Origin of the sequence: Micromonospora inaquosa, from assembly GCF_003857055.1 — a bacterium.
GTDB classification, from domain to species: Bacteria; Actinomycetota; Actinomycetes; order Mycobacteriales; family Micromonosporaceae; genus Micromonospora; species Micromonospora inaquosa.
This window is the reverse complement of record NZ_QGSZ01000278.1, coordinates 1-20,601: the sequence shown is the minus strand read 5'-3', so window position 1 is coordinate 20,601 and position 20,601 is coordinate 1. Positions and strand designations below refer to the sequence as shown.

The 20,601-nt window shown below is 72.4% G+C and carries 19 protein-coding genes; 12 read left to right on the top strand and 7 right to left on the bottom strand.

Annotated features, from left to right (window positions below):
* The 3 genes from DLJ59_RS25835 to DLJ59_RS25825 all read right to left on the bottom strand — a co-directional run.
* Positions 1-1,786: hypothetical protein (locus DLJ59_RS25835; protein WP_124775364.1), on the bottom strand; the 1,786-nt coding region annotated here is incomplete at its 3' end.
* Positions 1,779-2,816, bottom strand: a complete 1,038-nt coding sequence (locus DLJ59_RS25830; protein ID WP_124775362.1) for a glycosyltransferase family 2 protein — start codon at positions 2,814-2,816, stop codon at positions 1,779-1,781. The genes DLJ59_RS25835 and DLJ59_RS25830, both read right to left, overlap by 8 nt.
* Before the next feature lie 158 nt (positions 2,817-2,974).
* Positions 2,975-4,267, bottom strand: a complete 1,293-nt coding sequence (locus tag DLJ59_RS25825) for an acetyl-CoA C-acetyltransferase (protein ID WP_124775360.1) — start codon at positions 4,265-4,267, stop codon at positions 2,975-2,977.
* Positions 4,268-4,322: 55 nt separating this feature from the next.
* Here DLJ59_RS25825 and DLJ59_RS25820 point away from each other — a divergent pair, with 55 nt between their 5' ends.
* From DLJ59_RS25820 to DLJ59_RS25790, 7 genes are all read left to right on the top strand, one after another.
* The gene (locus DLJ59_RS25820; protein WP_124775358.1) at positions 4,323-5,690 is read left to right on the top strand and encodes a 3-oxoacyl-ACP reductase; all 1,368 of its coding nucleotides are present in this window, start codon (positions 4,323-4,325) and stop codon (positions 5,688-5,690) included.
* The gene (locus DLJ59_RS25815; protein WP_425271460.1) at positions 5,690-6,556 is read left to right on the top strand and encodes a MaoC/PaaZ C-terminal domain-containing protein; all 867 of its coding nucleotides are present in this window, start codon (positions 5,690-5,692) and stop codon (positions 6,554-6,556) included. The genes DLJ59_RS25820 and DLJ59_RS25815 overlap by 1 nt, the downstream gene beginning before the upstream one ends.
* Positions 6,557-6,660: 104 nt before the next feature.
* Positions 6,661-7,413, top strand: coding sequence for an NUDIX hydrolase (locus DLJ59_RS25810; RefSeq protein ID WP_124775354.1), 753 nt, complete (start codon positions 6,661-6,663; stop codon positions 7,411-7,413).
* A complete protein-coding gene (locus tag DLJ59_RS25805; RefSeq protein ID WP_124775352.1) occupies positions 7,410-8,381 on the top strand; it encodes a BUD32 family EKC/KEOPS complex subunit in 972 nt (323 codons plus the stop codon). The genes DLJ59_RS25810 and DLJ59_RS25805 overlap by 4 nt, the downstream gene beginning before the upstream one ends.
* A gap of 10 nt (positions 8,382-8,391) precedes the next feature.
* Complete coding sequence (locus DLJ59_RS25800; RefSeq protein ID WP_124775350.1) at positions 8,392-9,351, top strand: hypothetical protein; 960 nt, start codon at positions 8,392-8,394, stop codon at positions 9,349-9,351.
* Entirely contained in the window at positions 9,348-10,610 is a 1,263-nt protein-coding gene (locus DLJ59_RS25795; protein ID WP_124775348.1) for an adenylosuccinate synthetase, read from the top strand. Before DLJ59_RS25800 ends, DLJ59_RS25795 begins: the two co-directional genes overlap by 4 nt.
* Positions 10,611-10,681: 71 nt before the next feature.
* Entirely contained in the window at positions 10,682-11,296 is a 615-nt protein-coding gene (locus DLJ59_RS25790) for a DedA family protein (RefSeq protein ID WP_124775346.1), read from the top strand.
* Positions 11,297-11,322: 26 nt separating this feature from the next.
* Here the strand turns inward: DLJ59_RS25790 and DLJ59_RS25785 are convergent, their stop codons facing one another.
* Both DLJ59_RS25785 and DLJ59_RS25780 read right to left on the bottom strand, forming a co-directional pair.
* The gene (locus DLJ59_RS25785) at positions 11,323-11,964 is read right to left on the bottom strand and encodes a response regulator (protein ID WP_124775344.1); all 642 of its coding nucleotides are present in this window, start codon (positions 11,962-11,964) and stop codon (positions 11,323-11,325) included.
* Positions 11,961-13,112: a sensor histidine kinase gene (locus DLJ59_RS25780; RefSeq protein ID WP_124775342.1), complete on the bottom strand. Its 1,152-nt coding sequence runs from the start codon at positions 13,110-13,112 to the stop codon at positions 11,961-11,963. The genes DLJ59_RS25785 and DLJ59_RS25780 overlap by 4 nt, the downstream gene beginning before the upstream one ends.
* A 167-nt stretch (positions 13,113-13,279) precedes the next feature.
* On the opposite strand from DLJ59_RS25780, the gene DLJ59_RS25775 reads away from it, so the two are divergent.
* On the top strand, positions 13,280-13,951 hold the full coding sequence (locus DLJ59_RS25775) for a DedA family protein (RefSeq protein WP_124775366.1): 672 nt from the start codon (positions 13,280-13,282) through the stop codon (positions 13,949-13,951).
* Here DLJ59_RS25775 and DLJ59_RS25770 read toward each other — a convergent pair.
* Positions 13,926-14,564: a TetR/AcrR family transcriptional regulator gene (locus tag DLJ59_RS25770; protein ID WP_124775340.1), complete on the bottom strand. Its 639-nt coding sequence runs from the start codon at positions 14,562-14,564 to the stop codon at positions 13,926-13,928. The two genes, DLJ59_RS25775 and DLJ59_RS25770, sit on opposite strands and share 26 nt — an antisense overlap.
* A gap of 68 nt (positions 14,565-14,632) precedes the next feature.
* Between DLJ59_RS25770 and DLJ59_RS25765 the strand changes: the two genes are divergently transcribed.
* From DLJ59_RS25765 to DLJ59_RS25750, 4 genes are all read left to right on the top strand, one after another.
* Positions 14,633-15,085, top strand: a complete 453-nt coding sequence (locus DLJ59_RS25765; protein ID WP_124775338.1) for an SCP2 sterol-binding domain-containing protein — start codon at positions 14,633-14,635, stop codon at positions 15,083-15,085.
* A 1-nt stretch (position 15,086) separates the two neighbouring features.
* Complete coding sequence (locus DLJ59_RS25760; RefSeq protein ID WP_124775336.1) at positions 15,087-16,301, top strand: acyl-CoA dehydrogenase family protein; 1,215 nt, start codon at positions 15,087-15,089, stop codon at positions 16,299-16,301.
* Positions 16,302-16,501: 200 nt separating this feature from the next.
* On the top strand, positions 16,502-18,064 hold the full coding sequence (locus tag DLJ59_RS25755) for an AMP-binding protein (protein ID WP_124775334.1): 1,563 nt from the start codon (positions 16,502-16,504) through the stop codon (positions 18,062-18,064).
* A gap of 159 nt (positions 18,065-18,223) precedes the next feature.
* Positions 18,224-19,294, top strand: coding sequence for an acyltransferase family protein (locus DLJ59_RS25750; protein ID WP_158630910.1), 1,071 nt, complete (start codon positions 18,224-18,226; stop codon positions 19,292-19,294).
* Positions 19,295-19,378: 84 nt separating this feature from the next.
* Here DLJ59_RS25750 and purD read toward each other — a convergent pair.
* Positions 19,379-20,601 (bottom strand): phosphoribosylamine--glycine ligase (gene purD / locus DLJ59_RS25745; protein WP_124775330.1); only part of this gene is annotated, 1,223 nt, incomplete at its 5' end.

Sequence of the window (20,601 nt, the reverse complement as noted above, 5' to 3'; positions counted from 1 at the left end):
CCGGGACGCGGCGCCGCCACAGGGCGGCCACCCCGACGGCGAGCGCGGCGGCCACCGCCACGAACAGCACGTACCGGGCCGCCGAGAGACCCAGCACCCGCAGCCAACCCTCGACGGTCGAGGTGGTGGGGGTGCCGGGACGGCTGATCCTCGGTACGGCGAAGCCCACCACCGTGCCGGCCGTGGCGAGCCCCGCCAGCGCGCCGGCCACGGCGGGCACCACCAGCACCGGCCAGGGCGCTCGGGCCTGGGCGAGGGACCAGGTGGTCAGCACGACACCGACCGGGATGACCCCCATCCAGAAGTAGATCTGACTGATCGACGGGTGCTGGAACACCCAGGTGGCGCCCGCCCCGGCCAGGACCGTGCCGGCGAGCAGCCAGACGGCCGGGTCGGTCCGGTGCCCACTGTCGAGGAGCAGGCTCATGCCCACCCAGCGGGGTGCCTGACCCAGCACCCACCAGGCGACCACGGCGAACGCCAGCAGCCAGCCCAGAACACCACCGTCGTTGATGCCCGGCGGCAGCGGCGCACTCGGCCAGATTCCGTCACCCGTTCCGAGGGTCTCGGCGTACGGGGCGATGAAGTGCAGCAACGCCAACGCCTGCACGCGCAACGTGCCCGCACCGCCACCGGCGAACAGCCGGAAACCGAGCGCCATCGCCGCTACCAGGCAGGCCAGCGCCACCACGGCGGGTCGCGGGACCTGCCGCTTGCGCCACCAGAACACGACGGCGGTGAGAGCCAGGCCGGCGATCAGCGGCGGCAACGCGCTGGACTTCGCACCGGCACAGACCAACCCGAGCACCGGGATCAGCGGCCAGGCCGCGCCGAGGGAACGACCCCGGGCCACGTCGACGACGAGCCCGGCGAGCAGCAGCAACGGCACCAGCGCGTACGTCTGGGAGGGGCTGGCGTACGACAGCGGCATCTCGCCGGACGCGCCGACCGGCGAGCCGAGCGTGACAGTGGTTCCGGTGAAGGCGGCGAGGGCGGCCACCGGGCCGGCCCAGACGGCCCCACTCAGGTCACGGGCGAGCCCGGCCGCGAGCAGCACCGCCGTACCGATCACCGGCACCAGCCAGAGCCGCAGCAGCACCACCGCCGGCGAAATACCGGTGATCATGCTGCCGCTGGCGATGTGCGCGTCGGACAGGTAGTGGTAGCGAAGCGCCTCACCGGCGACGTGCGGCAACTCGAACGGCATCGCCCGGGTCAGCTCCTGCACCAGACCCAGGTGGTAGAGCACGTCCTGGTAGTAGCCGCCGTACGCCGGCGGCAGCGGGACCATCCGCCACTGGGTGTATCCCCAGGCCAGCACGGTCAGCAGCACCGCGCCCATCCCCCAGTGCCAGGCCAGCGGCAGCGGACGGCGCTCGCCGACCCGCCAGTGTCGGCGCAGCCCGGGGACGGCGGCGAACGCGACGAGGACGGGCAGCGACCACCACCGCAGCAGAGACTGCTGACCGGTCGCCGCGGCCAACGCCCAAGCGATGATCTCCAACAGCAGACCGGTCGCCGCGCCGTAGCCGAGGTCCTCCGGGAGGTTGCCCCTACTGCCGCGCAGCGCGCGGTGCACCAGGGTCCCGGGGAGCACCAACGCGAGGACCCAGTACGCGCCGAACCGCGCGAGATCCGAGGCGGGCACGCTGCCACGGGACCAGACCACGAGCAGCGCGGCGATCACCAGCACCCACGGGAGCGTGCTGAGGACCGACCCGAGAACGTTCCGACGCGACGCCGGGGCCTGGACGTCGACCCGCTCGGCCAACCCGGTGTCAGCCACGGACGCCGACCACCGATCCGAAGTCCGACGTACGCGAGTCGACCTCGAACCGGCCCGGCGCTGCCGGCCCGGTGCCCGGCAACTCGTCGAGGGAGTCGAATCCGATGTGGAACGCGGGCCGGTTCTGCACTGTGGCGTAGATCCGGCCGACGTACTCGCCCAACAGGCCGAGGCAGACCAACTGCACCCCACTGAGCAGCAGCACCGCGACGAACATCGACGTCCAGCCGGGGATGGTGGTGCCGGAGACGTGAACGATCATGCCGAACACGATCAGCGCGACGCAGAGCAGGAAGCTGGACATCCCCAGCCAGGTGGCCAGGCGTAGTGGCGCGGCGGAGAAGTTCGCCGTGCTCTCCCAGGCCAGGGCCACCATCCGGCGCAGCGGATACTTCGTCTCGCCGGCGGCGCGGGCCTCCCGGTCGTAGCGCACCTCGGCGCTGGGGAAACCGAGCGACGGCACCAGCAGCCGGTAGACCGGGGCACGTTCGGGCAACCGGCGCAGGACCTCGATCACGTCCCGGCTGAGCAACCGGAAGTCGCCGGCCTGCGCGGGCAGGTCGACGCCGACGAGCCGGCGCATCGCCCAGTAGTAGCCGCGGGCGGTGTTGCGCTTGAAGACCGTGTCGGTGCTGCGGTCGGCGCGAACGCCGTAGACGACGTCCACACCGTCCTCGCGGGCCACCCGGAGCATCTCGGCGATGGTCTCCGGCGGGTCCTGGAGGTCGGCGTCGAGGCTGACCACCCACTGGCCGACGGCCCGGTGCAGGCCGGCGGTCAACGCCGCCTGGTGGCCGCTGTTGCGTCGCAGCCGGAGCACCCGCAGTTGCGGCCAGTCCCGGCCGTGGTCGAAGAGCACCGACACGGTGTCGTCCCGGCTGCCGTCGTCGACGGCGACCACCTCGTAGTCGACGGCGAGCGCGTCGAGCACCGGCCGGAGCCGGGCGACCAGCGCTGGGATGACAGCGGTCTCATTGAACATCGGGATGACCACCGAGAGGGTGGTCGTCCGGGTGAGGGCCGACTCCATGGTGACACGCCCCGTTCCGCACGCAGGAGTGATCAGTTCCCGCGCCGAGAGCGCGGCGAGGATCACCATCGCGTGGCAAACCCACCGCCAGCGGACCAGCTCCTGAACGGTCCGTTAACGCCCGCCGGCAGGCATCCCGATAAGGGACGCTCCCGCGTTCAGCGCTCCAGGATGGCGGTCACGCCCTGACCACCGGCGGCACAGATGGAGATCAGTCCGCGTCCGCTGCCGCGCTCGGCCAGCAGCTTGGCCAGGGTCGCCACGATCCGCCCACCGGTGGCGGCGAACGGATGCCCGGCGGCCAACGACGAGCCGTTGACGTTGAGCCGGTCGGTGTCGATCGCGCCCAGCGGCGCGTCCAGGCCGAGCCGGTCCTTGCAGAACTCCGGCGACTCCCAGGCGGCGAGGGTGGCCAGCACCTGCGACGCGAACGCCTCGTGGATCTCGTAGTAGTCGAAGTCCTGCAACGTCAGCCCGGCGCGGGCCAGCATCCGGGGCACGGCGTACGCGGGTGCCATCAGCAGCCCTTCGTCGCCGTGCACGAAGTCCACCGCCGCCGTCTCCGACCAGCTGAACCAGGCCAGGACGGGGAGTTGGTGCGCCGCCGCCCACTCCTCGCTGGCCAGCAGCACGGTGGACGCGCCATCGGTGAGTGGCGACGAGTTGCCGGCGGTCATGGTGGCGTGCTCGGCGTCCGGGCCGCGGGTGCCGAAGACCGGCTTCAGCGAACCGAGCTTGTCCAGGCTGCTGTCCGGACGCAGGTTCGCATCGCGGGTGAGCCCCAGGTACGGCGTCATCAGGTCGTCGAAGAAACCCCTGTCGTACGCGGCGGCGAGCCGCTGGTGTGAGCGCAGCGCCAGCTCGTCCTGGGATCGCCGGTCGATCTGCCAGCGCAGGGCGGTGCGGGCGGCGTGGTCGCCCATGGACAGGCCGGTACGCGGCTCGGCGTTGCGCGGGATCTCCGGCTTGAACGGCTGGAGTGGGCGCAGCTTCGCCGCGATCTTGAGCCGTTCGCCCAGCGTACGGGCCGAGTTGAGCTTGAGCAGCGTGCGGCGCATCTCCTCGTTGACGGCGAGCGGGGCGTCGGAGGTGGTGTCGACACCGCCGGCGATGCCCACGTCGAGCTGGCCGAGGGCGATCTTGTTGGCGACCAGGATCGTCGCCTCCAGGCCGGTGCCGCACGCCTGCTGGATGTCGTACGCCGGGGTGTGCGGGTCGAGCCGGGAGCCGAGGACCACCTCGCGGGTGAGGTTGAAGTCGCGGGAGTGCTTGAGCACCGCCCCGGTGACCACCTCACCGACGCGCTGCCCGGCCAGCCCGTAGCGGGCGATCAGCCCGTCGAGCGCCGCGCCGAGCAGGTCCGCGTTCGACGCGTCCGCGTAGCGGGAGTTGGAACGGGCGAAGGGGATGCGGTTGCCCCCGATGACCGCGACCCGCCGGATGCTCTGCACGATCCGCCTCCTCGACATGTGTTGCTCGAACCCTACTCGCCAGTAGGCTACGCCCATGACCGACAGGTACGCGAGCTTCGTCCAATCGGCCGCCGGCCGCGCGCTGGTCAAGCGCCTCGGGCTGCCCGACCCGCCCCGACTGCGCCGGCACCACCCCGGCGACCCGCTGCTGCCCGGGCCGGCCCTGCTCGGCGCGGCCACCGGCGGCCGGCTCGCCGAGCCGCTTGCCAAGATCCTGACCGCCGCCGGGGTCGAGCTGGCCGAGCCGGCCGCCACCGCGTCCGGCGACACCCCGCAGCGGTACGGCGCGCTGCTCTTCGACGCCACCGGCGTCACCGACTCGACCGAGCTGCGCCAGCTCTACGACTTCTTCCACCCGCAGGCCCGGGCCGTGCTGCCCAGCGGCCGGGTGATCGTGCTGGGCACCCCACCGCAGGAGTGCCCGACTCCCCGAGAGGCGACCGCCCAGCGCGCCCTGGAAGGGCTGGTCCGCAGCATCGGCAAGGAGTTCGGCCGGGGCACCACCGCCCAGCTCGTCTACGTGACCCGCGACGCCAGCGCCGCCGGCACCCGCACGAGCCTCGAATCGACAATCCGGTTTCTGCTGTCCGGCCGGTCCGCGTACGTGTCGGGGCAGGTCATCCGGGTCGGCGGCGGCGCGGCGAGCGCCCCGGCCGACTGGGACCGCCCGCTGGACGGCCAGGTCGTCCTGGTCACCGGCGCCGCGCGGGGCATCGGCGCGGCGCTGGCCAAGGTGCTGGCCCGCGACGGCGCGAAGGTGGTGGCCCTGGACATCCCGGCGGCCGGCGACGCGCTCGCCGCGGTGGCGAACGACATCGGCGGCACCGCCGTCCAACTCGACCTGACCGCGCCGGACGCGCCGACCCGACTCGCCGAGCACCTGGCCGGCCGGCACGGCCGGGTCGACGTGGTGGTGCACAACGCCGGCATCACCCGGGACAAGACGCTCGGCCGGATGGACGCCGACCGGTGGGATCAGGTCATCGACGTCAACCTCTCCAGCCAGGAGCGGATCAACGACGTGCTGCTGCAACGGGAGCTGATTCCGGCCGGCGGGCGCATCATCTCGGTCTCCTCGATCGCCGGGATCGCCGGCAACCGGGGGCAGACCAACTACGCCACCAGCAAGGCCGGCGTGATCGGGTTGGTCGACTCGCTCGCCCCGACCCTGCGGGAACGGGGGATCAGCGTCAACGCGGTGGCCCCCGGCTTCATCGAGACCCGTCTGACCGCGCGCATCCCGCTGGTGGTCCGCGAGGCGGGCCGGCGGATGAACAGCCTGGCCCAGGGTGGGTTGCCGGTGGACGTGGCCGAGACGATCGGTTGGCTGGCCTGGCCGGCCAGCGGCGCGGTCAGCGGAAACGTGGTCCGCGTGTGCGGGCAGAGCCTGCTGGGGGCGTGATGGGCGGGCAGCCGGGATCGGGCAGCCGTACCCCTGTCGAGCTGGCTCGGATGCCGGCGGCGGGGGCGCTGCACCGACGGGCGTTGCTCGGCTCGCTACCGGGCCTCGGCGGCGGGCGGCGCGGGCCCGACCTGCCGGCGGTCGAGCTGAGAGTGGGCGGGGTGACCGTCGACCGGGCGCAGTTGGCCGACTACGACCGGGTGTGCGGGTTCCGCCTCAGCGATCGACTGCCCGCGACGTTTCCGCACGTCATGGGCTTCCCGCTGGCCCTGCGCCTGATGACCGCGCCGGACTTCCCCATTCCGCTGCTCGGCCTGGTGCACGTCGGCAACCGGATCACCGTGCACCGCCCGATCAACGCCGACGAGGCCCTCGACTTCTCCGCGTACGCGGAGAACCTGCGCCCACACGACCGGGGGCGGCAGGTGGACGTGGTGCTGGTCGGCTCGGTCGACGGGGAGGAGGTGTGGCGCGGTGTCTCGACGTACCTCGGTCGGGAGGGCAAGCCCGGCGGACGCGACCGGGGCGAGCGTCGCGCCGCGCCGACGGCCACCGCTCGGTGGCGGGTGGAACCACGCGTCGGTACTGAGTACGCGCGGGTCTCCGGCGACCACAACCCCATCCACACCTCCCGACTCGGCGCGCGGCTGTTCGGTTTCCGCCGGCCGATCGCGCACGGCATGTGGAGCAAGGCGCGCTGCCTGGCCGCGCTGGAGGCCCGACTGCCCGACGCGTACACCGTCGAGGTCGCCTTCAAGCTGCCCGTGCCGCTGCCGAGCACTGTGAGCTTCGCGCTCCTGCCGGGCGGCGGGTTCACGCTGCACGACTCGCAGGGCCGACCACACCTGGCGGGCCACCTGCGCTGAGCGCACCCACCCGTCCCGTGCGCTGACGGGCCCCTCTTGGCAGCGGCGCCTCCATGCGCTAGGTTGTTCTCACAGAGAGATATTCTCAGAATGAGAGAGACGCGATGAACGAGCAGGAGTTCCTGGCCGCGTACGACCCCCGGGCCTACCCGTCGGTCGCCGTGACCGTCGACGTCGTGGCGCTGACCATCCGCGACGACGCGCTGCACCTGCTGCTGATCCGGCGCGGCGAGGCACCCTTCGCCGGGCACTGGGCGCTGCCCGGGGGCTTCGTCCGCCCCGACGAGGACCTGACCGCCGGCGCCCGACGGGAGCTGGCCGAGGAGACCGGGCTCGGCGGCGAAGCGCTGCGCCGCGTACACCTGGAGCAGTTGGGCAGCTACGGCGCTCCCGAGCGTGACCCGCGGATGCGGGTCGTCTCGATCGCCCACCTCGCGTTCGCCCCCGACCTGCCGGATCCGGCCGCCGGCAGCGACGCCGACGAGGCGATCTGGCTGCCGGTGACCGCGTTGACCAGCCGACAGCTCGCCTTCGACCACGGCCGGATCATCGACGACGCGCTGGAACGGGCCCGCTCCAAGCTGGAATACACCCCGCTCGCCACCCGCTTCCTCGCCGCCGAGTTCACCATCAGCGAGCTGCGCGCCGTCTACGAGACCGTCTGGGGGCACCCGCTGCACGCCGGCAACTTCCACCGCAAGGTGCTCTCCGTGCCGGGCTTCGTGGAGAGCACGGGCGCCAGCACCGAGCGCGGTGGGGCCAGAGGCGGCCCCCGCGCCCGGCTCTACCGGGCCGGCGACGCCCGGCTGCTGCACCCGGCGCTGCTACGCCCCGCCCGCGAGGAGACGGTGCGGTGAGGACCGCGGAGGCCATCCGCCTGGTCGCGGCCGCCCGCACCGACACCGACCTGTTCGGCGCCGACCACCCGGCCCGCCGGTACCGCGAGCTGGTCACGGCCCTGCACCCCGACCGCCTGCCGACCGACCCGGCGGTACGCGCCGAAGCCACCAGAGCCTTCATCCACGTCACCACCCGGTGGCGGGCCCAGCGGGTCACCGTCCTCGGCGACTACCGACTCGGCGCGCTGGCGCACTCCGGCGACCTGGCCGACCTCTACGACGTCGGCGACGATCGGCTGCTCAAGCTCCCCCGACAGCCCACCGACAACGACCTGATGGCTCGCGAGGCGCACGCCCTGCGCACCATCGCCGAGCGCGGCGACCCGCGCTACCTGCCGTACGTGCCCCGGCTCGTCGACGAATTCCCGCACCGCGACACCTCGACCGGCGCGGAACGGCGGATCAACGTGCTCGCCACAGCACCCGGCCTGCACAACCTCGACGAGGTGCGGCGCGCGTACCCGGACGGGCTGGACGCCCGGGACGTGGCCTGGATGTGGCGGCGGCTGCTGGTGGTGCTCGGCCTGGCCCACCGGGCGGGCCTGGTGCACGGCGCGGTCCTGCCGCGACACGTGCTGATCGAGCCGGACGCCCACGGCGTGGTGCTGATCGACTGGTGTTTCTCCGCCCCCGTCGGCACGACGATCCCGGCGATGGTGCCCGACCACCAGGACTGGTACCCGACCGAGGTCCTGCGGAAGCAACAGTGCGGTCCGGGCACCGACATCGCGATGGCCAGCCGCTGCATGAGCTGGCTGATGGGCCCGCGCGCACCCCGCGAGCTGCACACCTTCGCGCAGGGCTGCCGGCAGCGGTCCCTGTCCGCCCGGCCCGACGACGCCTGGCGTCTGTTGCGCGAACTCGACCAGGTGCTGGACCGGCTCTATGGGCCACGCACCTTCCGCCCCTTCACCCTCACCCCCTAAAGGAGCTGTCATGGGTAGTGGAATCTGGTCCACCGACGTGTACGACGCCGCCGACCGCTACCGCCGGTCCACCGGCAAGAGCGCCTTCTCCTACAGCGACAGCGGTGCGCGCACCGTGCACGCCGCGCTCGACCCGCGCGACGCGATGCGCGAGAGCCGCGACTCCGACGAGCACCCGCAGTCCACCCCCGTCGCGGTGCTCTTCGACGTGACCGGTTCGATGCGCACGGTGCCACGGGTCCTGCAGACCAAGCTGCCGCAGTTGCTCGGGCTGCTGCAACGGCAGGGCTACGCCAGCGACCCGCAGATCATGTTCGGCGCGATCGGCGACGCCACCTGCGACCGGGTGCCGTTGCAGGTCGGCCAGTTCGAGTCGGACAACCGGATGGACGACGACCTCGGCCGGATCGTGCTCGAAGGCGGTGGCGGCGGGCAGATGAGCGAGTCGTACGAGTTGGCCATGTACTTCATGGCCCGGCACACCGTCACCGACAACTGGGAGAAGCGCGGCCGGCGCGGGTACCTGTTCATCATCGGCGACGAACTGGCGTACCCGCAGGTGAAGACCCGGGAGGTGGCCCGCCTGATCGGCGACAACCTCTCCGAGGACGTGCCGTTGCGGCAGGTCGTCGACGAGGTGACCCGCCGCTGGGACACCTACTACCTGCTCCCCGCCGGCAGCCACTACGCCGGCAACGCCAAGGTGCTCGACTTCTGGCGGGACCTGCTCGGGCAGAACGCCGTCGTGCTCGACGACCTCGACGCGGTCTGCGAGACCATCGCACTCACCATCGGCCTCGGCGAACAGGCCATCGACCTGGACGAGGGCCTGCGTCACCTGGACCGCGCCGGCTCCAGGGCCACCGGCACCGTGTCGAAGGCGCTGGCCCGCCTCGGCCGGGGGCGGCGGGCCGAGGTGTCGGCGCTGCCGGCGTTCCGCGACACCGCCAGCGGGGTGACCCGGCTGTGAGGCACGTGGCGGTGGTCGACCTCGGCTACGGCGACGCCGGCAAGGGCACGGTGGTGGACTGGCTCTGCGCCACCCGTCCCGTGCACACGGTGGTCCGCTTCAACGGGGGCGCGCAGGCGGCACACAACGTCGTGCTGCGCGACGGGCGGCACCACACCTTCGCGCAGTTCGGGGCGGGCACCTTCCACCCCGGTGTGCGTACCCACCTGTCCCGGCACGTGGTGGTGGACCCGCTGGCGCTGGCCGCCGAGGCCGACCATCTCGCCACCGTCGGGGTGCCCGACGCGCTCGACCGGCTGACCGTCGACGGCGGCGCGCTGCTCGCCACCCCGTACCACCGGGCCGCCAATCGGGCCCGCGAGATCGCCCGGGGAGCCGACCGGCACGGCTCCTGCGGGCTGGGGGTGGGTGAGGCCGTCGCGTACGGTCTCGCCCACCCCGACGACGCGCCCCGGGTCGCCGACTGCCACCAACCGGCCTTGCTGCGCCGCAGGCTGACCGCCCTGCGGGACCGGCTGACCGCCGAGCTGGGCCCGCTGGACGCGCCACCGATCGAGGACTGCCTGCCCGCGTTCACCGGGTTCGCCGGGCGGGTCGCCATCGTCGACGGCAGTTGGCTCGCCGGGGCGCTGCGCACCGGGACCTGCGTCTTCGAGGGCGCGCAGGGGGTGCTGCTCGACGAGTGGCACGGCTTCCATCCGTACACCACCTGGAGCACCACCACGTTCGCCAACGTCGACAGTCTGCTCGCCGAGGCGGGCCGGCCCGGCGACGTGACCCGGATCGGGGTGCTCCGGGTGGTCACCACCCGGCACGGACCCGGCCCGCTGGTGACCGAGGACCCGGCACTGCCATTCGCCGACCCGCACAACCCGACGAACCCGTGGCAGGGCCGGTTCCGGTTCGGCCACTTCGACGCGGTCGCCCACCGGTACGCGCTCGCCGCGGCCGGCGGGGTCGACGGACTGGCACTGACCCACCTCGACCTCGCCGGCCCCGACCTGCGGATCTGCCGCCGCTACGACACCACCGACCCGCTCACCCCCGGCCCGCCCGGCGACCTGGACCGGCAGGCCGCCCTCACCGACCGCCTGCTGCGCTCCCGCCCGGTGTACGACGAACCGCCAACCGACTGGGCCGAGGCGGTACGCGCCGAGCTGGACACACCGGTGGTGCTGACCTCGCACGGCCCCACCGCCGACGACAAGAGGACGCACGGCCCGCTGCTCGCCCCACCGGCCCTGGTCCGCTCGGCCTGACGCTCACGACCCGGCGAGGGTGATCCGCCGACTAGCCCACCGGGCGGGTCGGACCCAGCGAGCATGAGGGCATGGATTCCGCGCTCGACCTGCTCCGACAGTTGGTCACCTCGCCATGGGTGTACCTGCTGATCTTCGGGCTCACAGCGGTCGACGCGTTCTTCCCGGCCGTACCCGGCGAGGCGGCAGTCATCACCGCCGCGGTGCTCTCCACCAGTGGAAGCCCCAACCTGGCGGCGGTCGTCGCCGCCGCCGCGGTGGGCGCCTGCGCCGGCGACCACGTGTCGTACGCCATCGGGCGCGGTGGCGGGGCGAACCGGCTCGCCGGGTTCCCCGACGGCAGCCGCCGACGGGCCAGCTCCGAGTGGGCGCGTCGCGCGCTGGCCCGGCGGGGCGGGCTGATCCTGGCCACCTCCCGCTACCTGCCCGGCGGCCGGACCGCGGTCACCCTCACCATGGGCGCGGTGCGGTATCCCCGTCGATCGTTCCTGCTCTACGACGCGATCGCGGCGGTCACCTGGGCCCTGTACTGCGGGTTGCTCGGCTACTTCGGTGGGTTGGCCTTCGAGCGCCACCCCGTCAAGGGCGTCCTTGCCGGGATCGGCCTCTCGGTGATCGTCACGCTGGGCATCGAGGGCGTCCGGTTTCTGCGGCACCGGGCGCACCGCGCCGCCGCCCGCCACTGACCGGGCCGGATCGGCCGGTCGGCACGTCACAGCAGGTCGGCGTCGTACACCAGGATGGCCAACTGCACCCGGTTGCCCACGTGGAGCTTCGCCAGCGCCCGGCTGACATGCGCCTTCACGGTGGACTCGCTCATCGTCAACCGCCGGGCGATATCCGCGTTGCCGTGCCCGCGCGCCACCTCCCGCACGATCTCCAGCTCCCGGATGGTGAGCGGTGCGAGCCGTTCGCGGGCCGCGTCCCGGCGGGCCGGACCACGCTCGGCGAATGAGTCGATCAAGCGTCGGGTGACCGTCGGGGCGAGCATGGCGTTCCCGGCGGCCACGGTGCGAACAGCGGCGGCCAGGTCACGGGGCGGGGTGTCCTTGAGCAGGAAGCCGACCGCCCCGACCCGGAGCGCCTGGTGCACGTACTCGTCGAGGTCGAACGTGGTCAACATGATCACCTTCGCGCCGGCGGCGATCACCTGCGGCGCGGCGGTCAATCCGTCGACGCCCGGCATCCGCACGTCGAGCAGCACCACGTCGGGACGTAACCGGTGGGCCTGCTCCAGCGCGCCGACGCCGTCCGCCGCCTCACCGACGACAGTGATGTCCTCCGCCGCCTCCAGGATCAGCCGCAACCCGGCGCGGACCAGTTGCTCGTCGTCGACCACCACCACCCGGATCACGCCACACCCGCCACCGGGATCAGGGCCCGGACCAGGAAGCCGCCGTCCACTGGCGTCGCCTCCAGCCGTCCGCCGAGCAGCTCCACCCGCTCCCGCAGCCCGAGCAGCCCCTGCCCGGCACCGGGCAGCGCCGCCCCACCCTTCGATGGCCCGTTCCGGACCAGCACCTCCAGCCCATCGGGCAGGTAGCGCAGGCAGACGACCGTCTCGGCGTCGCCCGCATGCTTGCGCACGTTGGTCAACGCCTCCCGGACCACCCGGTACGCGGTACGCCCCACCGTCGCCGGTAGCGCCGACGCGACGCCCTCGTCCCGCCGGCACACCCGCAGCCCGGCGGTACGGGACTCCCCGATCAACTCGTCCAGCGCGTCGAGCCCGTGCTCCGGCACCACGGTCGAGCCGGCCTGTCGCAGCACGCCCAGCACCTCGCGCAGGTCGGTGAGGGCCTGCCGGCCGGTCGTGCGGATCAGCGCGGCGGCCTCGACGGTCGCCGGGTCCACCGCGGTCACCTCCAGCGCCCCGGCCTGCACCACCATCAGCGAGACCCGGTGCGCCACCACGTCGTGCATTTCCCGGGCGATCCGGGTCCGCTCCTCGGCCCGGACCCGGTCGGCGCGGGCCTCCTGCTCACGTTCCAACCGCTCGGCCCGGTCCCGCAGGGCGGCGAGAGTGTCCCTCCGGGCCCGCACCCAGAGGCCGAGGACCAGCGGAAGTCCGACCAGACAAACGGCGAGCATCAGCACGTTGCCGCTGGCTGCGGTGGTCATGCGACGTACGCCGCCCACCTCCAGCCCGATCAGCACCCCGCCGGCCAGCACCGCGGCCGCTCCGGCGAGGAAGCCGGCGAGCCGCCGACCACGCAGCCGCAGACCCGCCTGGTACGAGGCGACCACGCCGGCCGCCGCGGCGGCGAGCACCAGCCAGCCGACCGCCGCGGCCAGGAACAACGGCCAGCGGCGGGTCCGGAGCATGGCGGCAGCCCAGCCGGAGAGCAGCGCGAGTACCAGTGGGACGGCGCCCGGGAGCGGCGAGCGGACTCCGATGTCACCTGTCGCGCTGGCCCAGACCGCCGCAGCGACCGTCAGGGCGAGCAGCAGCGGACCGTACCGTTGGACGACTCGCCGCAGGGCGACGGCGCTGGAGGCCACGCAGCGAGCGTAGGGCTCCACGGTCGGATCGGCTCGCCCCGCGCCGCCGGACCCGGGTGAGCTGGGGGAAGACCCCTACCCGCCGTCCGGGCCGGATGCGACCTAAGTATTGGTGCCCGTCTGACCTCTGGGCGATGGCGGGAACCGCTGCCCACACCAGCATCAGGATCATGGATCTACTCGACCTGCTGCACCAGACGATGTCCTCGCCCTGGGTGTACCTGGCGATCTTCGCGATCGCGGTGCTCGACGGCTTCTTCCCGGTGGTGCCGAGCGAGACGGCGGTGATCACCGCAGGAGTCTTCGCAGCCTCCGGCGCGCCGTATCTGCCGGCGGTGGTCCTGGTGGCTGCCGCCGGGGCACTGGTCGGCGACCACGTCTCGTACACCATCGGGCGGGTCGGTGGCGCGCGGCTGCTCGAACGGCTGCCGCCCGACGGCCGACGCCGGGCCGCCATCGACTGGGCCCGGCGGGGAATCGCGACGCGCGGTGGGCTGATCCTCACAGTGGCCCGCTACGTGCCGGGCGGCCGGACCGCGGTCACCCTCACCATGGGCGCGGTGCACTATCCGCGCCGACGCTTCCTGGCCTTCGACGCGCTCGCCGCCGGCTCGTGGGGGCTCTACTCGGCGCTGGTCGGCTATCTGGGCGGGCTGGCCTTCGAGCAGGACCCGCTGCGTGGTCTCCTGCTCGGTCTGGGCCTCGCCCTGACGGTGACGGTTCTCGTCGAGGTGGTTCGTTGGCTCCGCGGGCATCGGCGCGGTGCGGCGCGGGCCGGTGAGCCGGGCGGCGACGCTGTTTCCGCCGGTGCCGTCAGTCGGCCGGCGGATGCCAGGTGACGCCGTGCAGAAGTTGGGCGGCACCGAGCCAGGCCACGTTCATCATCCGGGTGGCCGTCTTCTCCGGGTCGGCGTCCGGATGGTCCGCCAGCCAGTCGGCCAGCGACTCGGTCGCGCCGACCAGGGCGTACGCGACGACCTCCAGGTCGAGGGCGGCGATCTCGCGGCCCTCGGCGCGCAGCGCGTGGTCGAGCATCCCGGCGACCACCTCGACCAGCCGGGCCCGCATGGTGGCCAACTCGCCGGCGAACGGCTGCTCGCCCCGGGCCTGCCGGTAGAGCACCGCCCAGCCGTCCCGGTAGGCGCCCACGAAGCCGAAGAACGCCTTCAGCCCGCGCCAGAGCCGCTCGTCGGCCGGCAGGTCAGGGGCCGCCGCCCCGGCGATGGCCTGCATCATCCGGGTGCCCTCCCGGTGCAGGCAGGCGACGAAGAGTTCCTCCTTCGTGCCCAGGTACGCGTACACCATGGGTTTGGAGATGCCGGCGTCCTCCGCGATCTCGTCCATGCTGGCGGCGTGGAAGCCGCGTCGGGAGAAGACCTTGACGGCCGCGTCGAGCATCTGCTGCTCGCGGACGGCGCGTGGCAGCCGCTTGAAGGCGGGGACGGTGGACACCTTGCGAGCATACCTACTCGTGCGTAAGGTTACGCGCGAGTAGCCAAATCTTCCGGAAGGCGCACCTGATGACTGACTTCGACCCGGCCACCTTCGCCAACGTCGGCCCCAAGGAGTTCGCCCAGCTGGTCAAGTCCACCCCGGACGACAAGATCGCTCAGGTGATGTCCGGCGACCTGCGCGACAAGGTCCTGGGCGAGGTGTTCGGCCGGATGCCGTCGCTGTTCCGCGCCGACCGGGCCGGTACCACCAACGCGGTCATCCACTGGGTCATCACCGGGCGGCCCGACGGCGGCAGCGACACCTACGAGGTGGTCATCGCCGACGGCACGTGCGTCGTGAACGAGACCCCGCAGCACGACCCGAAGCTGAGCCTCACCATGGGCCCCGTCGAGTTCCTGAAGATCGTCTCCGGTGGCGCCAACCCGGTCATGATGTTCATGACCGGCAAGTTGAAGGCGAAGGGCGACCTCGGCCTCGCCGCCAACATCGCCAACCTGTTCGACATCCCCAAGGCCTGACATGGCTGAGTTCTCGCTCGACCTGAACGAGGAACAGCGGGATCTACGCGACTGGGTGCACGGCTTCGCCGCCGAGGTCGTGCGCCCAGCCGCCGCCGAGTGGGACGAACGCGAGGACACCCCGTGGCCGGTGATCCAGGAAGCCGCCAAGGTCGGTCTCTACGGCTTCGAGTTCCTCGCCACCTGCTGGGCCGACCCGACCGGGCTCTCCCTGCCGATAGCCAGCGAGGAACTCTTCTGGGGTGACGCCGGCATCGGCCTGAGCATCTTCGGCACCTCGCTCGCCGTCGCCGCCATCTACGGCGCCGGCACCCCCGACCAGATGGTCGAGTGGGTGCCGCAGTGCTTCGGCGACGTCGACTCGCCGGCCGTCGCCGCGTTCTGCACCAGCGAGCCGGAAGCCGGCTCCGACGTCGGCGCGATGCGCACCCGGGCCGTCTACGACGAGGCCACCGACGAGTGGGTGCTCAACGGCCAGAAGGCGTACGCCACCAACGGCGGCATCGCCGGAGTGCACGTGGTCACCGCCTCCGTCGACCCCGCGCTCGGCTCCCGCGGCCAGGCGGCGTTCGTCGTGCCGCCCGGCACCCCCGGCCTGGCCGCCACCCGTAAGCTGCGCAAACTCGGCCTCCGCGCGTCCCACACCGCCGATGTCTTCCTCGACGGGGTACGCGTACCCGGCCGCTGCCTGCTCGGCGGCAAGGACGCCCTCGACGAGCGGTTGGCCCGCGCCCGCTCCGGGCAACGGGCCACCGGACAGGCCGCGATGCGCACCTTCGAGCTGTCCCGACCCACTGTCGGCGCCCAGGCGCTCGGCGTGGCCCGCGCCGCCTACGAGTACGCGCTGGACTACGCGAAGGATCGCGTCCAGTTCGGACGCCCGATCATCGAGAACCAGGCGGTCGCGTTCGCGCTGGCCGACATGCGGATGGAGATCGACGCGGCGCGGCTGCTGGTCTGGCGGGCCTCGTGGATGGGCCGCAACAACCGCCCGTTCACCGCAGGTGAGGGGTCGATGTCCAAGCTCAAGGCCGGCGAGGTGGCGGTCTCGGTCACCGAGAAGGCAGTGCAACTGCTCGGCGGGGCCGGCTTCCTGCGTGACCACCCGGTCGAACGCTGGTACCGGGACGCCAAGATCTACACCATCTTCGAGGGCACCTCGGAGATCCAACGACTGGTGATCTCCCGGGCGATCTCCGGGATGCAGATCCGCTGACCGCCATCGACCCGACCGCCGTCGCGCCGGTCGGGCCGGCGGCGGCCCGGACTCCACGATCTGTGCCGTCTTCGTCACCCCACGCCCACGCCAACTGGGCCTTCAAGCCGCGCCCAGTGCATGATCAAGGAAAGAAGCCCTGATGGACGGGGGCAGAGCGCTGCCCCCCGTCCGCGCACCACCCCAAGGAGGTCTGCGGCATGGACCTGCCGTTCATCGTCGCCACGCTGACCCGTCGCGGGTTGCTCACCCCTGGCAGCCCGATCCGGGTCGCCTCGCAGCTCAACGCGTTGCGGACGTGGGGATGGAGCCTGGCAGGCGAGCTACGCCAGGCAGCCGCCCGAGACCCCGGCCGTCCAGCCGTCATCGATGAGAACGGCGTCGAGCTGACCTACCACGACCTGCTCGACCGGGCCGAACGGATGGCCCGCTCGATGCGGGCCGGGCTCGGCGTACAGCCCGGCGACCGGATCGGCGTGCTCTGCCGCAACCACCACGGGCTGATCGAGACCATCGTCGCCGCCACCCTGCTCGGCGTCGACGCCGTGCTGGTCAACACCGGGCTCAGCGCCGCCCAACTGGGCACCGTCGCCGAGGAACAGCGGCTACGGCTCCTCGTGCACGACGACGAGTTCGCCGAACGCGTCCTCGGCCTCCCCGCCGAACTGCCCCGGCTCGACGAACGCGCCCGCGAGGAGTTGGTGGCCGGGGCACTCCCAGGTGACCTGCACCCGCCGGAACGCGACGGCCGGATCATCGTGCTCACCTCCGGCACCACCGGCACACCAAAGGGCGCTCGACGGCCGACGCCCAGCGGCTTCGGCCCGCTCGTGTCCATCATCGACCGCATCCCCCTGCACGCCCGGGACCGGGTGATGATCGCCGCGCCGATCTTCCACACCTGGGGGTTCGCCGCCCTGCAGGTCTGCCTGGCACTGCGGGCCACCATCGTGCTGCACCGCCGCTTCGACCCGACCGCCACGCTCGCCGCCCTGACCGCGCACCGGTGCGACGCACTCTTCGCCGTACCGGTGATGGTGCAGCGACTGCTGGAGGTGCCCCCGCCGGAGTCACGCCCTCCGCTCACTGTCGTCGCGGTCAGCGGCTCCGCCCTGCCCGGCGGGCTGGCCCCCAAGTTCATGGACGTCTACGGGGACGTCCTCTACAACCTCTACGGATCCACCGAGGTCTCCTGGGCCTCCATCGCCGGCCCCCAGGACCTGCGTCAGGCACCCACCGCCGCTGGTCGTCCGCCGCACGGCACCCGGCTGGAGTTGCTCGACGACGACGGCCGACCCGTGCCGGACGGACAGGTCGGGCGGATCTTCGTCGGCAACGAGATGCTCTTCGAGGGCTACACCTCCGGTGCCAGCCGGGAAACCCGCGACGGCCTGCTCGACACCGGCGACCTCGGCCGGCTCACCGTCGACGGTCTGCTCTTCGTCGACGGCCGGGCCGACGACATGATCGTCTCCGGCGGCGAGAACGTCTTCCCGTCCGAGGTCGAGGACCTGCTCGCGCAACTGCCACAGGTCCGCGAAGCGGCAGTGATCGGCGTGCCCGACCCCGAGTACGGCCAGCGCCTCTCCGCGTTCCTCGCCCTGCACCCCGGCGAGACGCTCGACCCCGAGGCGGTCCGCGAATACGTCCGGCACTTCCTGGCCCGGTTCTCCGTACCCCGGGACGTGATCTTCGTGAAGTACCTGCCCCGCAACGCCACCGGCAAGGTGGTCAGCCGCGAACTGCGCCGCTACTACGGCTGACCCGACCGCCGGGACGTCCCGGCAGCCCGCCCGCCCGGGAGCGATCGCCGATCCTGGTGGGACCGCAGGTTCGGCCGGTGGTAACGCCGTCGATCCAGGCGCCTGTGATCCTTCTCACCTCCACTAGATCCACTATCGATGCACCGGCAGCCTTGCCGGGTGACAACCCTGGTGCGGCCCGAGAGCAGCGACGTCGCAGTCCCGCCGGCCACCCGTAACCCGTACATCGACAACGTCAAAGGGCTGCTGATCCTCCTGGTCGTGCTCGGCCACACAGTGGGTCAGACGGTCGGCTCCTCACCAGGCGGCCGAACGATATACACGCTGGTCTACCTGTGCCACATGCCGGCCTTCGCCATGCTGTCCGGAATGCTCTCGGCAACCGAACTCACCGGGCGCCGGGCGGCGTCGCTGGTGCGTGACCTGATCGCTCCGTACGTGGTGTTCCAACTGCTCTACATGGGCTTCTACACGGCCATGGACCAACCCATGAACTGGACGGTCAACCAGTTCCTGACCCCGGTCTACCATCTGTGGTTCCTGCCCGCCCTGCTCATCTGGCGGATGCTCACCCCACTGTTCGCTCAGCTCCGCGGAGCGGTCGTGATCGCGATCGGGGTCTCTCTTCTCGCCGGAACAACCACCGTCCTCAGCCACCCCCTGGCATTGAACCGGGTGGCCGGCATGCTGCCCTTCTTCGTCCTCGGCGTCTGGCTCGGACGCGGCAGGCTGGCGTACCGCCCGTCCCCTCGGGTGCGGCTCGCCGCGGCCACCGTGCTCATCGCTGCCGTGCCGATCGCCTACCTGGTCGGTTCGCGCCTGCCGAACCTCTGGCTGTACTGGAACAGCACCTACCAGCGCATCGGGGTGGACCTGACCGACGGCGTCCTGATCCGGCTCGGACTGATGGCCGTCGCCGCGGCGATGACCTGGGCGATCATGATGCTGGCACCGCGCCGCCAGATGTTCCTCACGGGCTGGGGAGCCAACTCCATGTACCCGTACCTGCTGCACGGGTTCGCCGTGCTGGCCTTCGCGTGGTCCACACTCGACAGCCGAGTCGACAGCATCCCGGCCCTGCTGGCACTCCTCGCCGTGGTGGTGGCGGTGGTCTGGATCACCGCCAGCCGGCCGGTGGTGTGGGCGCTGCGCCCGCTGGTCAGCCCGCCGGTCGGCTGGCTGCTCCGGAAGACCCCCTCAGGGCAGCCCTCGGCGGCGGTACGCGCCTAGCACCTGACCTCGACCAGCCGCCGGGTACCACGTGCACCCCGGCCACCGACCAACGGCGGAGGGACGGCCGGGGGCTGTCAGGTCTCAGCTCGGAATCGTGATCCGGCCGTCGATGGCAGCGGCGGCGATGTCGGTGCGGTGCTGCGAGCCGGCCAACTCCACCCCGTTCACCAGCGCGTACGCCGCATCCCGCGCGGCGGCCAGGTCGGCGCCGGTGGCCGTACCGCAGAGCACCCGGCCGCCGGCGGAGAGCAACGCGCCGTCGCTGGCCCGGCGGGCGGTGCCCGCGTGGATGATGCCCGGACCGTCCGCCCCGGTGATCACGTCACCGGTGCGCGGTGCCGCCGGATAACCCGCCGAGGCGACCACCACGGTCACGGCGCTGCCGTCCCGCCAGCGCAGCGGCGGGTGCTCGGCCAACGTGCCGGTGGCCGCCGCGTGCAGCAACCCACCCAACGGTGTCTCCAGCAGCGCCAGCACCACCTGGGTCTCCGGGTCACCGAAACGCGCGTTGAACTCGATCACCCGGGGGCCGGCAGCCGTGATCGCGAGCCCGACGTAGAGCAGACCGGCGAACGGCGTGCCCCGGCGACGCATCTCCGCCAACGTCGGGTGCACGACGTCGCGCATGACCTCGTCGACCAGGCCGGCCGGCGCCCAGGGCAGCGGTGCGTACGCGCCCATGCCACCGGTGTTCGGCCCGGTGTCGCCGTCGCCGAGCCGCTTGAAGTCCTGTGCCGGCACCAGCGGCAGCGCCGCCTCGCCGTCGGTGACCACGAAAAGGCTGACCTCCGGGCCGGCGAGGAACTCCTCGACCACGACCCGACCACACTCGTTGGCGTGCGCCAGGGCGGCGGCCCGGTCATCGGTCACCACCACGCCCTTGCCGGCGGCGAGCCCGTCGTCCTTCACCACGTACGGTGCGCCGAACTCGTCCAGCGCCCGCGCGGTGCTCTCCTCGTCCGTGCAGACGTACGCCCGGGCGGTCGGCACGCCGGCGGCGGTCATCACGTCCTTGGCGAACGCCTTGGAGCCCTCCAGTTGGGCGGCCGCGCCGGACGGACCGAACACGGCGATGCCCTTGGCCCGGACCGCGTCGGCGACTCCGGCGACCAGCGGCGCCTCGGGCCCGATCACCACCAGATCAGCCGCCGTCTCCACGGCCAACGCCGCCACCGCGGCCGGGTCTGTCGCAGCGACCGTCCGCAGCTCAGCCACCGAGGCGATCCCCGGATTACCCGGCGCCGCAATCAGCGCGGAAACCCCCGCATCCGCCACCAACCCGAGCGCGAGAGCATGCTCCCGCC

What these genes read in the sequence shown, in the direction of transcription:
- DLJ59_RS25830 (WP_124775362.1), bottom strand. Translation starts at nt 2,816, where the DNA reads ATGGAGTCGGCCCTCACCCGGACGACCACCCTCTCGGTGGTCATCCCG.
- DLJ59_RS25820 (WP_124775358.1), top strand. Translation starts at nt 4,323, where the DNA reads ATGACCGACAGGTACGCGAGCTTCGTCCAATCGGCCGCCGGCCGCGCG.
- DLJ59_RS25815 (WP_425271460.1), top strand. Translation starts at nt 5,690, where the DNA reads ATGGGCGGGCAGCCGGGATCGGGCAGCCGTACCCCTGTCGAGCTGGCT.
- DLJ59_RS25810 (WP_124775354.1), top strand. Translation starts at nt 6,661, where the DNA reads ATGAACGAGCAGGAGTTCCTGGCCGCGTACGACCCCCGGGCCTACCCG.
- DLJ59_RS25800 (WP_124775350.1), top strand. Translation starts at nt 8,392, where the DNA reads ATGGGTAGTGGAATCTGGTCCACCGACGTGTACGACGCCGCCGACCGC.
- DLJ59_RS25790 (WP_124775346.1), top strand. Translation starts at nt 10,682, where the DNA reads ATGGATTCCGCGCTCGACCTGCTCCGACAGTTGGTCACCTCGCCATGG.
- DLJ59_RS25765 (WP_124775338.1), top strand. Translation starts at nt 14,633, where the DNA reads ATGACTGACTTCGACCCGGCCACCTTCGCCAACGTCGGCCCCAAGGAG.
- DLJ59_RS25760 (WP_124775336.1), top strand. Translation starts at nt 15,087, where the DNA reads ATGGCTGAGTTCTCGCTCGACCTGAACGAGGAACAGCGGGATCTACGC.
- DLJ59_RS25755 (WP_124775334.1), top strand. Translation starts at nt 16,502, where the DNA reads ATGGACCTGCCGTTCATCGTCGCCACGCTGACCCGTCGCGGGTTGCTC.